General features: G+C 69.2%; 11 protein-coding genes, 2 tRNA genes and 1 pseudogene. 6 read left to right on the top strand and 8 right to left on the bottom strand.

Annotated elements, in window-relative coordinates; translation table 11 throughout:
* Positions 1-9 precede the first annotated feature (9 nt).
* Positions 10-270, bottom strand: coding sequence for a hypothetical protein (locus tag NITAL_RS23905; RefSeq protein ID WP_052668772.1), 261 nt, complete (start codon positions 268-270; stop codon positions 10-12).
* A 180-nt stretch (positions 271-450) separates the two neighbouring features.
* On the opposite strand from NITAL_RS23905, the gene NITAL_RS23900 reads away from it, so the two are divergent.
* Positions 451-1,920, top strand: coding sequence for an aminotransferase class I/II-fold pyridoxal phosphate-dependent enzyme (locus NITAL_RS23900; protein ID WP_052668771.1), 1,470 nt, complete (start codon positions 451-453; stop codon positions 1,918-1,920).
* A 26-nt stretch (positions 1,921-1,946) separates the two neighbouring features.
* On the opposite strand, the gene NITAL_RS23895 is transcribed toward NITAL_RS23900, so the two are convergent.
* Complete coding sequence (locus tag NITAL_RS23895) at positions 1,947-2,297, bottom strand: hypothetical protein (protein ID WP_052668770.1); 351 nt, start codon at positions 2,295-2,297, stop codon at positions 1,947-1,949.
* A gap of 80 nt (positions 2,298-2,377) precedes the next feature.
* Between NITAL_RS23895 and NITAL_RS23890 the strand changes: the two genes are divergently transcribed.
* The 3 genes from NITAL_RS23890 to NITAL_RS23880 all read left to right on the top strand — a co-directional run bounded on the left by NITAL_RS23890 (position 2,378) and on the right by NITAL_RS23880 (position 3,049).
* Positions 2,378-2,749 (top strand): MerR family transcriptional regulator, encoded by a 372-nt coding sequence (locus NITAL_RS23890; protein WP_052668769.1) that lies wholly within the window; start codon positions 2,378-2,380, stop codon positions 2,747-2,749.
* A gap of 104 nt (positions 2,750-2,853) precedes the next feature.
* Positions 2,854-2,928: transfer RNA gene (locus tag NITAL_RS23885), tRNA-His, on the top strand.
* Between the two features lie 48 nt (positions 2,929-2,976).
* A tRNA-Lys gene (locus NITAL_RS23880) sits at positions 2,977-3,049 on the top strand.
* Positions 3,050-3,464: 415 nt separating this feature from the next.
* On the opposite strand, the gene NITAL_RS23875 is transcribed toward NITAL_RS23880, so the two are convergent.
* The 4 genes from NITAL_RS23875 to NITAL_RS23860 form a co-directional block, all read right to left on the bottom strand.
* The gene (locus tag NITAL_RS23875; protein WP_052668768.1) at positions 3,465-5,441 is read right to left on the bottom strand and encodes an acetoacetate--CoA ligase; all 1,977 of its coding nucleotides are present in this window, start codon (positions 5,439-5,441) and stop codon (positions 3,465-3,467) included.
* A 114-nt stretch (positions 5,442-5,555) separates the two neighbouring features.
* Positions 5,556-6,086, bottom strand: a complete 531-nt coding sequence (locus NITAL_RS28285; protein ID WP_052668767.1) for an acetone carboxylase subunit gamma — start codon at positions 6,084-6,086, stop codon at positions 5,556-5,558.
* 16 nt (positions 6,087-6,102) lie between these two features.
* A complete protein-coding gene (locus tag NITAL_RS23865) occupies positions 6,103-8,337 on the bottom strand; it encodes a hydantoinase B/oxoprolinase family protein (protein WP_052668766.1) in 2,235 nt (744 codons plus the stop codon).
* Positions 8,338-8,348: 11 nt separating this feature from the next.
* Entirely contained in the window at positions 8,349-10,499 is a 2,151-nt protein-coding gene (locus tag NITAL_RS23860) for a hydantoinase/oxoprolinase family protein (protein WP_052668765.1), read from the bottom strand.
* Between the two features lie 275 nt (positions 10,500-10,774).
* Here NITAL_RS23860 and NITAL_RS23855 point away from each other — a divergent pair, with 275 nt between their 5' ends.
* Together NITAL_RS23855 and NITAL_RS23850 are read left to right on the top strand one after the other, a co-directional pair.
* Positions 10,775-11,674 carry a helix-turn-helix domain-containing protein gene (locus tag NITAL_RS23855; protein WP_157042058.1) on the top strand — a complete coding sequence of 300 codons (900 nt, stop codon included), beginning with the start codon at positions 10,775-10,777 and terminating at the stop codon, positions 11,672-11,674.
* 146 nt (positions 11,675-11,820) lie between these two features.
* Positions 11,821-12,384 (top strand): annotated as a pseudogene (locus NITAL_RS23850) (tyrosine-type recombinase/integrase); the annotation flags it as partial.
* Between the two features lie 36 nt (positions 12,385-12,420).
* On the opposite strand, the gene NITAL_RS23845 reads toward NITAL_RS23850, so the two are convergent.
* Together NITAL_RS23845 and NITAL_RS23840 are read right to left on the bottom strand one after the other, a co-directional pair.
* A complete protein-coding gene (locus tag NITAL_RS23845; RefSeq protein WP_052668762.1) occupies positions 12,421-12,714 on the bottom strand; it encodes a type II toxin-antitoxin system RelE/ParE family toxin in 294 nt (97 codons plus the stop codon).
* Between the two features lie 2 nt (positions 12,715-12,716).
* Complete coding sequence (locus NITAL_RS23840; RefSeq protein WP_052668761.1) at positions 12,717-12,971, bottom strand: type II toxin-antitoxin system ParD family antitoxin; 255 nt, start codon at positions 12,969-12,971, stop codon at positions 12,717-12,719.
* Positions 12,972-13,020 lie beyond the last annotated feature (49 nt).

The raw sequence follows: 13,020 nt of genomic DNA, 5'->3' as shown, positions 1-13,020 counted from the left end.
TGCCGATCGTCAGCCTCGGACGGCGCGGCCGTGGAGGACACCGAAGGTCCGCTGCAGCACGACCAGGTCACCGTCGAGGTCGACCGGGACGTCGAGCGCCGCACCGATGGCGGAGACGGCGTCCACGACGGCCGCCCGGTCGGTGGCCTCTGCCACCTCGGCGGCGAGTGCGGTCCAGGCGTCGGCATCCGCGGGGAGCGTGCGGCGGGCAGCGAGGGGGGCCAGCGGGCGGGTGCCGGCGGAGGGGAGCTCAGGAGCGAGGGGGCGCACGGCGGACCTTCCTGTCGGGGGAGGACCCGATGGTGGCACCTCGATCCGCCCGACCCGGATCCAGTGGCACCGCAGAGTGGTCCAACTTCACCAGTGGATCTACTTCGACCGGGGCCACCCGGGTAGGGTCGGGTCCACGCCCGTGACCTCGTGACCGGTCCGCGAACCGATGGAGGCGCCGTGCAGGCCACCGAACTGCTCACCCGCCTGACCGCCTGGGACCAGCGGCCCGGTCCACGGTCGCACGCGCTCGCCGACGCCCTCCGCGAGGCGGCTGCCGCGGGCAGCCTGCCCGCCGGGACGCGCCTGCCCGCCGAGCGTGAGCTCGCGGCGGCGCTCGAGGTCAGCCGCGGCACCGTCGTGCGCGCCTACGACCGGCTGCGCCAGGCCGGTGCCGCGGTGACCCGCCACGGTTCGGGCACCGTGCTCGCCGGTCGTGACCTGCGGGGCGCCGAGCGGCGCGGGGCGGCGCTGCTCGAGGAACTGCCGGCGGGCAGCATCCTGGCCGGCATGAGCGAGGACCGTGGACCCGACGTGGTCGACCTGCGCGGTGCCGCGTGGCCGGGGACAGCCGGGCTGCCCGATGACGCGTTCGTGCGCACCCCTGCCGAGCTCGACACGTTCCGTCACGAGAGCGGCTACCGACCACTCGGCCTCCCGGTCCTGCGGCGTGCCATCGCCGGCCACCTGACCCGCCAGGGACTCGCGACCGACGCCAGCCAGATCATCGTGACCACCGGAGCGCAGCAGGCGCTGGACCTGATCCTCACCACGCTGTGCGAGCCGGGAGACCCGGTCCTCGTCGAGGAGCTCACCTACCCGGGGTTCCTCGAGCTGCTGACCACCCGCCGGCTGCGGGCCCGGCCCCTGCCGCTCGGGCGCGACGGGGTGGACCACCTCGCCCTCGCGCGCGCCCTCCAGCAGCGGACCCCGCCGCTCACCTACCTGGTGCCGACCCACCACAACCCGACCGGCCGCACCGTTCCGGGGCCGCTCCGCCGACTCATCGCCGAGCAGGTCGTCGAGACGGGCGGCGTCCTCGTCGACGACGCGTCGCTGGCGGAGGTGTGGCTCGACGCTCCCCCACCGCCACCCATCGCCGCATCGCTGCCCGACGCCGACGCCCACATCATCACCGTCGGCTCGGCCAGCAAGTGGCTCTGGGGTGGCCTACGCGTCGGCTGGGTCCGTGCATCCGGTTCGCTGCTCGACCGCCTGGCCCGGGTCAAGGTCATCCTCGACCTCGGCACCGGTTTCGAGGGACAGCTCACGACGGCCTCGCTGCTCGACCGCGCCGACGAGGTGCTGACCGTCCGGCGCGAGGCGCTGCGGTCGCGGTACGACGCCCTCGCCTCGGCTCTCACGGAGCAGCTGCCGGGCTGGCGGTTCGAACGGCCCACCGGCGGGCTGTCGCTGTGGGTCGACCTCGGGGGTGCACCGGGTGACGCCATCGCACAGCTCGCGGCGCGGCACGGGGTCCTGGTCCCGCCGGCGCGCGTGTGCGCCGCGACCGGCCGCGACGTCGGCGCGCTGCGGCTCACCTTCGCCCAGGACGAGGCGACGATGCGCCGGGCGGTGGACGGCCTGGCTGCCGCCTGGCGCGACCACCTCGCTCACGCCGCACCGCGGGCAGCCACGCCGATCGTCTGAGACGGGTCCCCAGGACCGGCCGCCGGTCAGCCGGCGGGCGGTGTCTCGAGGTTCGCTCGTGCCAGGATCTCGCCAGCGATCGCTTCCCCGGCGCCCGGTGGGCCGGTCACCTCGAGCCAGGCTCGACCTGACCCCGGTTCGCTGATCAGCGCGTAGCGGGCGAAGGCGCAGCACCGCCGGTCCAGGCTGATGAACTCGGCGAGGTCGGCGAGCACCTCGCCGGACGGGTCGTGGAACCCGAGGCCGTAGCCGTCAGGAAGCTCGCGGACCTCGTCCGGCGAGACGATGCGCGTCGACAGCAACACGTCGAGGCGCTGCCGCTGCTCCGAACTCAGCGCAGACAGGTCGCAGACGACGGGCAGCTCGGTGGTTCCCACGGGTGACCTCGATCCTGGAGTGGGGTGGTGGTCGCACCGTAAACTCTGGACCCAGGTCCAGGGTCAAGGGGTGGAGCGCGATGCGCATCGGTCAGGTCGCTGACGCAGCGGGTGTGAGCGTCGACACGATCCGGTTCTACGAGCGGCGCGGCGTCCTGCCCGAGCCGCGACGTCGGCCGTCGGGGTACCGCGTCTACGGGGCTGACACGGTGGAGCGGATCAGGCTCGCCCGGACGCTCCAGGCCAACGGGTTCACACTCGACGAGGTCATCGATGCCGTGCACGCCTTCGAGGCAGGGACGACGTGCGCCGATGAGCGGTGGCGCCTCGAGCGGTCCGTCGACCGCATCGACCGCAGGATCGCTGAGCTACGCGCGGTGCGACGCACCGTCCTCGCGACGATGGCAGCCTGCGACGACGGGACCTGCCAGCTCGTCCGGCCGACCCGGTAGCGGTGGAGCGACGAGCGGCAGCGCCGCCCGCATCACCGGCGCTTTGACCCCTCCCCCCGGGCCCCGTACGCTCCGCCGCCGTGCCGTCCGCGGCACGGTCCCTGGTGGGTGTAGCTCAGCTCGGTTAGAGCGCTTGGTTGTGATCCAAGAGGCCGGGGGTTCAAGTCCCCTCACCCACCCTGCGGGTCGCGGCACCGCTCCCACCTCGGGTACGGTTCCGCGCTCTCGCGCCGCTAGCTCAATTGGCAGAGCATCCGGCTCTTAACCGGCAGGTTCGGGGTTCAAGTCCCTGGCGGCGCACACACGAGGACCGGGCCTTCGGGCCCGGTCCTCGGCGTTTCATGGAGTGCACGTCCGATCGGCGGACCGTCGGTTTCCACAGCTTGCTCCCTACCTGCTCACTACTGCTCCCCGCGCCCTGCTTGCCGTCCCACCGACGCCGAGCGGGAGGGGGTCAACGGCCATCTCGAAGTCCCCGCTGGTGACCAGCGAGAGTCGGCAGCGAGCGCGGAAGGGCACCGGCAGCATCGCCCCGCGAGGACGCCGCTTCGTGGCTCGGATGGACCTGGGCTCGGCAACCCGATCCACCTGTTCGGGCTGACGGCCAAGCCCTTCGGGTTCTCGCGCGCCATCGCCCACGGCATGTGGACCAAGGCCCGGTGCCTGGCTGCGATCGAAGGGGCGACTGCCGGACGCCTGCACCGTGGATGTGGCGTCAGATCGGGGTTCTGCCCATGACGCGGCCATGTTCGGCGTACCAGCTCAGGGTGTCCTCGTGTGTGATCGCACCGGCTGAGGTGACCTGGGCTGGCGGTGTCCCCTGCAGGATGCGCTTGATCGGCACCTCCAGCTTCTTGCCGGTGAGGGTGCGTGGGACGGCTGGCGCGGCGACGATCTCGTCGGGCACATGGCGGGGTGAGAGCTCGGTGCGGATCGCGGTGACGATCCGGCTGCGGAGGGCGTCGTCGAGCGTGGTGTTCTCGTCGAGGACGACGAACAACGGCATCGCGTAGCTGCCGTCGGGGAGTTCTGCGCCGATGACGAGGCTGTCGGTGATCTCGGGAAGTGCTTCAACCACGGCGTAGATGTCGGCGGACCCCATGCGCACCCCCATCCGGTTAAGGGTGGAGTCGGACCGTCCGGCCATGACGATGCTGAGGTCGTCGTGCACGGTGACCCAGTCGCCATGCCGCCAAACGCCGGGGAAGGTGTCGAAGTAGCTGTCGCGATACCGCTGCCCATCCGGATCTGCGACGAACCACAGGGGCATCGAGGGCATGGGTTCGGTGACGACCAGCTCGCCTTGCTGCCCGGTGAGCGGATCTCCTTGCGGGTCCCAGGAAGCCAAGGCGACGCCGAGCGCCGGAGCGGCGATGCGTCCGGTACGGACCGGCAAGCCGGCCGCCGCGCCGGCCAGGGCGGAACAGATGTCGGTGCCACCGCACACCGACTGCAGCCACACGTCCGGTGACACGTGCGAGTAGACCCATCGCCAGGCCGAGGGTGGGAGTGTGGACCCGGTCTGCAGGATCGAGCGCAGCCGGCGCAGGCCGACCTGTGCGTGGGGCTCTGCGCCGGCCTGCGCTCCTGCCATCAGATAGCCGGCCCCGACGCCGACCACGGTCGCACCGGTGCGCTCCGCGACGCGCCAGGCACCGTTGACGTCGGGGAACGTGGGGCTGCCGTCGTAGAGGACGATGGTGGCGCCGTGCAGGAGGCCGCCGACGAGGTAGTTCCACACCATCCAGCTCGTCGATGTGAGGAACATGAACCGGTCGGTCGCTCGCAGGTCGGCACCGAGGCCGAGGGATTTCAGCAGCTCGACGACGATGCCGCCGTGCCCGTGGACGATGCCCTTCGGCACCCCGGTCGTGCCGGAGGACCACAGCACCCACAGGGGGTCGTCGAACGCGACGTCGGCGAACTCGATGTCGGCGGCGGGAGAGATGGCCGGCCAGTCGTGGACGGTCACTCCCGCACCCACCGGCCAGTCGCCGGTCGTCTGGCACCTGACGGTGAGCAGGTGCCGCACGGTGGGCAAGCCGTCCAACAGCCCCGCGGCCTGTGCGCGGCGGTCGAACTCCTTGCCGCCGTGGGCGTAGCCGTCAGCGGCGATCAGGACGACCGGGGAGACCTGGCGGAATCGGGCCAGCACGCTCGGGATGCCGAAGTCCGGTGAGCATGCCGTCCACACCGCGCCGACGCTCGCGGTGGCAAGCAGCGCGACCACGGCCTCGCGGATGTTGGGCAGGTAAGCCGCTACGTGGTCGCCGGGCTCGACACCCAGGTCGCGCAACGCGCCCGCGACGGCGGCGACCTCGTCCCGCAGCTCGCGCCAAGAGGTCTCGACCGGCTCACCGGTCTCGGCCACGCTGACCAGGGCCGGCCGGGTGTCGTTCCCCGCGGACAGGCAGCGTTGCGCGAAGTTGAGCCGCGCACCGGGGAACCAGCGCGCGCCGGGCATGGCCCGCTCGGTCAGTACGGCGTCGTAGCTGCTGGCCGCGTCCAGGTGGTAGTAGTCCCAGACCGCCGCCCAGAACTCGGTGAGCTCGTGGGTGCTCCACCGCCACAGCTCGGTGTAATCGGCGAAGGAGCGGCCCTGCGATGCCTGGAGCCATCGCAGGAAGTCGGCGAGGTTGGACTGCTCCACCTGTCGCGGACTCGGTTGCCACAAGACCTCGGCTGAGCTCATTGACCGTCCGGGTTCAGTAGCTGATGAGGCGGCTGGGTGTCGGGTCGACCTTTCCGGTGGCCAGCAACCGCACCAGCCGCGTCATCCGGTCCCGGCCGCCGGGACCGGATGGCGTCAGACGCTGACGGGCAGTTCGCGGCCGAGCCAATCGCGGTAGAACGCCGCCAGATCGGGGGTGAAGTCGACCTCGACCGGAAACGTCGGTGGCACGCAGTCGACGTCGAGCAATGTGCCGGAGATCGGGCAGAGGAACTCCCGGATCTCGATCAGGTCGGAGTCGATCGTCAGCTGGTCCTCGGGGTAGAGCTCGAGGAGGTCCGCACGGGTGCGGCGGACGATCACCCGGCACTGCATCTTCCAGTTGCCGTCCCACGGGCCGAGCTCGGCGCCGGCGCGGGTCTTGACGATCGCCTTGCCGTCCTTGGCGACGATGTAGAGGTTCTCCCCGAGCGGGAGCAGGATCTGCTCGTCCCAGTCGACGAGCTGCTGATGCGCGACGATGGTCTCCTCGAACCTGCTCGACTCCTTCGGGGCGCGCATCAGCCCGAGCAGCTCCTCCCAGGACAGCTTGCGCTGAACGAGGGCGGTGGTCAGCTCCTGGCTCGAGGCGTTGGATCGGTCGGGTGTGTCGATGGTGTCGGTCATGCGGATGCCTCCTTCATCAGGCCTCGTCCGGCCGCGGGCGGCTGGACGAGCGGGGGTAGTAGAAGCCCACCGGGGCGGGGGCGGCGAAGTCCGGCTCGCCGGTCTGGGTGTAGGGGAACTCCTCGATCTGCCAGAACGCCTTGAACTGCTCGACGACGGCGTCGGACAACTTCGCCGAGCGGGCGAACATGTGGTGCACCAGCTCAGAGACCTCACCGGTCTGCGCCCGGGCGCGTTCGGTGGCCCACCACTCCTGAGCCGGGACGGACCGGTCCAGCCTGGCCTGACGGCGTGCATCGCGCTCGGCGGCCGTCGATGCGTCGTCACCGCGGTAGGCGTAGGCGCCGCGGGCGCCATCGACGGTCATCAGGCCGTTGGCGAGGTCCTTCTCGATCGCCGCAACGTCACGCTCGAGCGGGTCCCCGTAGCCCACTCCGCCGTAGTACAGCACGCCGAACAGGTCGCCGTCGCGCAGGTTGGGCGACCACTGGTTGTCGGGGCCGACGTAGTAGTCCTCCGCGGTGATCGTCCCGTCCTTGAGCATCTGCTCGGCCTCGTCGATGCTCGAGGGCAGCTTCTCCCCGCGGGCGATGAGGTCCTTGATGTTGGTTCCGGTCGCCCACAGGCACTTCCAGCCGGCGGGTGGGTATCCGCCGAAGAGTCCCTTGTGGAACACCCCGCCGTTCATGCAGCCGGAGGCCGAGAGGGTGACGTTGACCAGCTCGGAGTTGCGGACCATCCACAGTGACTGCCACGCCGACCCGCCACGGAACCGGCCGTAGCCCTGGTGGTCGGGCACGAAGCTGCGGCCCAGGTAGGCGTTGGGGCCGGTCAGTTCCCAGACCTCGGCGTCGCCCTGGATCCCCTCGGAGTTCCAGATCGGGCTGCCGCAGTCCAGGCCGTCGGCCACGCCGCGGGCGCCGCAGCTCTCGCCCGCCATCTCGAAGTTGTTGTATCCGGTGGGGCTGTTGAACTGGTCGAAGCCGGTGACGCCGACCATGCAGGTCGGGGTGGACATCAGGATCTCTTCGGTGAATCCTCGGGCGTACCAGCTGATGCCCATCAACCGCCAGACGTTGGCGAAGATCGGGATGAGGGTCCACCAGGCCAGCGATGTTGCGACGCCCTGGTAGCTGGCGTTCACGATGGAGCCCTCGGGCAGGTACTGCTTCACCGCCAGGTACGCGCCGTCGTTGACGCGACCGTCGTAGTTGAGCAGCTGGGTGAGCGTGATCCAGAAGCCCCCGTTCATCGGACCCGGGGCGCAGTTGAACGGGTGGAAGCTCCACCCGGTGGAGCCCTCGTAGTCCAGCTCGATGCGCCCGTCGGCGGTGACCGTCATCTCCTGGCGGACCAGGTCGATGAAGTCGTTGTTGGCCAACGGATGCACGAACGGCACATGGCTGCGCTTGTGGACCGGCATCGTCAGGCCGCGGTAGGTGCCGGGCACCATCGTCGCCTTGACGCGCTTGATGAACTCGCGCCGTCCCTCCTCGATGAGCTCCTTGGTGGCCTGCTTGTAGTAGTCCAGCCCGAACTCCTCGATGATCTTGCCGAGGGCCTCACGGACCATCAGGCAACCGGAGAGCTTGGCCTTGTCGTCGAGGATCCACCAGTTGGCGTTGCGCAGGCCCATCCGTAGCCGCAGCAGGTAGTCGGCCCGGAAGTGGTCGTCCTCACCGACCTTCTCCGCGCTGATGTGCAGGCCCTCGCCATAGCGGTCCGGGGTCAGCACCGACATGCCCGGCCCCTCGTAGGTGCCAGCCTCCAGCTCGTGGGCGACCGCACCGACCCAGGCGATCAGCTCGTCGCCGTCGAACACGGGGATCAGCGTCATGACGTCGGGCGTGTGCACGCCGCCCGCCCACACCTCGTTGTTCTCGAAGATGTCGCCGGGGCGGATCTTGGGGTCGTCCTCGTACCCGTTCTTGATGATGAACTTGATGAACTCCGACAGGGTGTGGACGTGCACCATGATTCCCGTCGAGAGCGCGATGGCGTCGCCCTCGGGGGTGTAGAGGCCGATGACGAACTCCTCGAAGTCCCGGACCGCGGGCGAGGAGGCGATGTACTTCATCGTCTCTCGGGTCGAGATGATCATCGACAGCAACCGCGCGTGGAACGACTCGAACTTCAGCGGGTCGGTCTCCAGCTGTGTCAGGGTGTCCAGGCCCTGGTAGCGGCCGGTCTGCTCGAACAGTGCCTCGCTGTGCTCGAGCCGCTGCAGCAGGCTTGGGATCTGTGCGGTCATGGGTTCTCTCCTCAGGCCTGGCCGGCGCGGTAGTGGATGAGCCGCCGCTCGTCGAACTCGACGTGATGCGTCGGCGGGATGAGCAGGGTGGTCGCGGGGTGTTCGATCACGGCGGGGCCGTTGACCACGTTGCCCGCGCGCAGTTCGTCCATCTCGTAGATGTCGAACGTGATGTCGGTGCCGCGCCAGTGCCCGGCGCGCTGTCCCTTCACCGACGACGATGACGGCGCCCGCCCCGCCAGTTCCAGCACGGGAACCGCCGGTCGAGGGGTCTCTATGTCCGCCGACAGCGCGAGCTCGAGGATCTGGTAGCCAACCTCGGAGTACAGGGCCTGCTTCGGGTAGATACTCGTGTAGACCTGCTCGTACCCCTTCATCAGCTCGTGCAGATCTTCGATCGAGGTCAGCCGCTCGCCCGTCCACGGGACCTCGAAATCCGAGAGCTGGTTGGTGAACCGCACGTAGGCGCTGCGGTGCAGCGTGGCGGATGCGAAGTCCCATCCGTGCATGGCGAAGTCCGTGCGCGCACGTTCCTCCAGGGACGCCCACGCGGCGTTGATGGCGTCGATCGCCGCGCCCTTGATCGCACGTGAGGGCTCATCGTCGCCCGCCGGGCAGGCCGCGATGGTCGCCTGGTGGTAGCGGTATCGGCGCGGCGCGCACAGCACACCGAACGCGGAGAACACCGCGGCGAACGGGAAGGTGATGATCTCCTTGAAGTCGAGCCCGTCCACCACACCGGACAGGCCGAGCGGGCCGCCGCCCCCGTACATCAGCATCGAGTACTCCTGGGTGGTGTACCCGCGCCCACGCAGCATGTTGGACAGGAACTCGCGCATCGACTCGGTCACCAGCTGGTGTGCCCGCTCGCAGAACTCCAGCAGGTCGGTCTTGAAGTGCGCGGCCATCGGCTCCAGCGCCGCGTGGGCCGCGTCCTTGTCCAGCGGCACATCGCCGCCGAGGAAGTTGTTCGGGTCCAGATAGCCCAGGAGGAGGTGGCAGTCGGTGATCGTCGGATTGGGCCAGTTCAGGCTCCGCCCGACGTCCGAGCCCGCGCTGCGCGGCCCGATGGTGAGCTTGCCGGTGAGCGGATGGATGCCCAGCTCCGAGCCCATCCCAGCGCCGATCGACTCGGTGTGGATCATCGGGATGTTGGTGCGGAAGCTCAGCAGCGTCGGCTCGCGGGTGATCGGGATGGTGCCATCGCGGACGATGCCCACGTCGAAGCTGGTGCCGCCGACGTCGCAGCAGACCACGTTCTCCGAGCCGATGATCTCGCCGATGTAGTGCCCGCCGAGCACACCTCCGACTGGACCGGACACGTAGGACTCATACAACCGGGGCGTATCCACCGGCACCGTGCCCCCATGCGCGAGCAACGTGGACACCTCGCGATCGAACCCGTCTTCACGAGCTTTGGCCTCAACGGACCGGAAGTGCTTCCGAGCCCGTTCTCCGGCGTAGGACTGGGCGACCACGCTGGCGAGTCGCGTGTACTCCTTGTGCGTCGGTGCGATCGCCGAAGACAGCACCACCGGGATCCCTGGCGCCTCTTCGTTGATGATCTCCGCAGCGCGCTGCTCATGCTCGGGGTTCATGTGGGAGAACAGGAACATGACGCCGATCGACTCGACCTCGGCAGCGGCGAGCTCGCGGGCCGCGGTGCGGACGTCGGACTCACGGATCGGCACTGCCACCTGACCGAACAGGTCGATCCGCTCCTGCACGCCGTACACCCGATCCCTCGGGATCACCGGGTCGTCGTGGTGGTGAGTGACCGTGTGCAGCCGGTCGGCGTAGGGGTAGCCGAGCCAGCCACCCTCGGCCTTCTCCATCAGCAGGTAGTCCTCGAACCCCTGGGTCAGCAGCATCCCGACCTTGGATCCGGTCTTGCTCAGCAGGGTGTTCAGCATGATCGTGCCGGCGTAGACGATGACCTCGCTGGCCGGCAGCACGTCGCCGAGCTGCTGGTCGTTGGTCTTCGCGGCGTCGGCGATCGATCCGATGAAGCTTTCCGACTCGTCCTGCTTGTTGGTGAGGTACTTGCCGACGAGGAAGTCGCCCGCCCCGCTGACGATCACCGCATCGGTCATGGTTCCGCCCGCGTCCAGTGCCACCCAGTTGCTCGCCGGTGGCCCTGACGCCTGATCGTTCGCTGCCATGGGTTCTCCCGTCGGAGGTCTGCGGTGCCATCGGTTGCGACCGCGCGTGCCCAAACGTTGTCGCCGCGACCCCGCGAATGCTTGGACCATCACCACCAAGCGTTGGACGATGCTGCCTTCCGCAGGTCACGACCCCTGAGCAGGATTGGACGATCCACCGCGGTCCTTGGACGAACGTGCGATTGCCCTTTCCCAGAACACGCCCAGCCCCTAGCATCTGTCGGCGCTAGTGGCGAACGCCCAGCTCACCCGTCCGCGCGGACGCGGAGGTGCTGATGACGAGCGTGATCGAGCCCGAACAACTCCCCATCTGGGTGCCCGGGCAGCTCACGGTGCGCAGTTCCGATTCGGGATGGGACGGCATCTCGGTCCGGGGCTATAGCTACGCCGCCTCCGACGTCCTCGTACCCCCTATACGCGACTTCATGATCGTCGCGTACCGCCGAGGCACCACCTCGATGCGGCGCCGTGTCGACGGGCAGTGGCTCGAAGAACGTCTCGTTCCTGGCGACGTCTCACTGCTCACACGCGCGGCGGATTCCCACTGGGTGTGGGACACCGACATCGAGGTCGTGCACGTCTATCTCACGCAGGCGGAGCTCGCTGCGACCTGCGAGCAGATGTACGAACGAGACGTCCAGGACGTCGAACTCCACGACGAGGTCAAGGCGGACGACCCGGCCATCCACAGAACGGCCATGCTCCTCGCCCAGGAAGCCGCCCACGGTGGCGCCGGCAGTTCGCTGCTCGTCGAGTCTCTGTCCTGTCAGCTCGCCGTGCACATCCTGCGCCGCCACGCCCACGTGCTCTTCCGCGAACGCCATACCGGAGACGGTCTATCGTTCCCCCAGGAACGGGTGGTCCGCGACTACATCCAGGAGCACCTCGGCGAGAACATCACGCTCGAGGACCTTGCCTCGTCAGTCGGGTTGAGCCGTTACCACTTCGCCCGGCGCTTCCGTGTCTCCACCGGAACCACGGCCTACGAGTACGTGCTCCAACAGCGCGTCGCCAGGGCCCAGACACTGCTGACCCGGACGAACGAATCGCTCATCAACATCGCCGTGACCTGCGGCTTCGCCGACCAGAGCCACTTCAACCGCGTCTTCAAGAAGCACACCGGCGTACCGCCAGGTCAGTACCGCAAACACAGCCGACCGCGGAGCACGCCGTAGATGTACGGATGCAGGCGATCCGGCGCTGCGCTCGGCGCTGTCGACCGCCGTCCGGCAGGACCGGATGATCCGCAACGTCGCCCGCTACGGGCGGGGTCGCCGACGTCCGACCGACCGTCGACCGGTTCACCGACCACGAGCTCACGCTCCTGCTCAAGGCCGCACGGCACGAGCACTTCTTCCCGATCCTCCTGCTGCTCGCCCGCACGGGCCTGCGGATCGGGGAGGCCTGCGGGCTGCGCTGGCGCGACCTGGACCTGGCGTCGGTACCGCCCCGATTGACGGTGGTGTGGCAGCTCGACCGGTGGGGGGAGCTGGTCCACCCCAAGACCGCCTCCTCCCGGCGCACGATCCCGCTGCGGGCCGAGGTCGCCGCCGAGCTCGACCCGTGGCGCCACCGCCAGCAGCAGCGGGCAGCCGAAGGCTCCGACAACGTCCACGGCCTGGTCTTCACCACCCGCAGCGGGCGCCCGATCGAACAGCGCAACGCCAGCCGCGCCTTCCACCGGGCACGCACCGCCGCCGGAGTCGACCATGGCAGCCTCAAGACCTTCGGAGCCACGGTCGCCACCCAACTCGCCGTAGCCGGCCTGCACCCGAGCAGGACCCAGGCGTTCCTCGGCCACGCCCGCGTCGCGACCACGCTGACCCGCTACACCGCGATCGGCGACGTCGACGAGGCCGCCGCCCTCCTACCCGAGCTGCGCTGACCGATCCACACGGACCGCTACCGCAAGAGCGCTCAGCTACTCGAGCAGCGTCGCGATGTCGCGGTAGCCACTGAGCACACGAACGATCTGCAACGGCCGGGTCTCCGGCCGGTAGATCACCAGGTAGGGATGCACCGTCCACACCCGCAGGGTCTCGTCGGCCAGATCGTCGCGCACGTGACCCAGTCCCGGCAGATCCGCCAGACGATGCATGGCGTCCCGCAGATCGTCGAGGATACGGCGAGCCGCCGCGGGATCGTCTGCAGCGATGTAGGCGTGGATCTCACGCAGGTCGGACGCGGCCGGCGCCGAGAGGAGCAACGACGCCACGCTCAACCCGTACGGGTCGCGTCGCCGAGGATCTCGTCGATGACCGCATCACCGTCCACACCCTCTCCGCGATCGAGCGAGTCGATCCCAGCCGCGACCTTGGCCCGAAGCTCGTCCATCCGCAGCCGACGGAGCTCGTCGCGATCCTGCAGGAGCCGAAGCGCTTCGCGGACGACCTCGCTGGCCGACGTGTATCGGCCACTTCGAACACGCTCCTGGATGAGCTCCTCGAGCTCCGGCGTCAACGACACGTTCACCAGGACGACCTCCGCTTGCTTGCAGCCAGCCTATCGCCGATAACGAAGA

Origin of the sequence: Nitriliruptor alkaliphilus DSM 45188 (assembly GCF_000969705.1) — a bacterium.
GTDB lineage: Bacteria > Actinomycetota > Nitriliruptoria > Nitriliruptorales > Nitriliruptoraceae > Nitriliruptor > Nitriliruptor alkaliphilus.
This window is presented reverse-complemented; position numbering and strand designations above follow the sequence as displayed.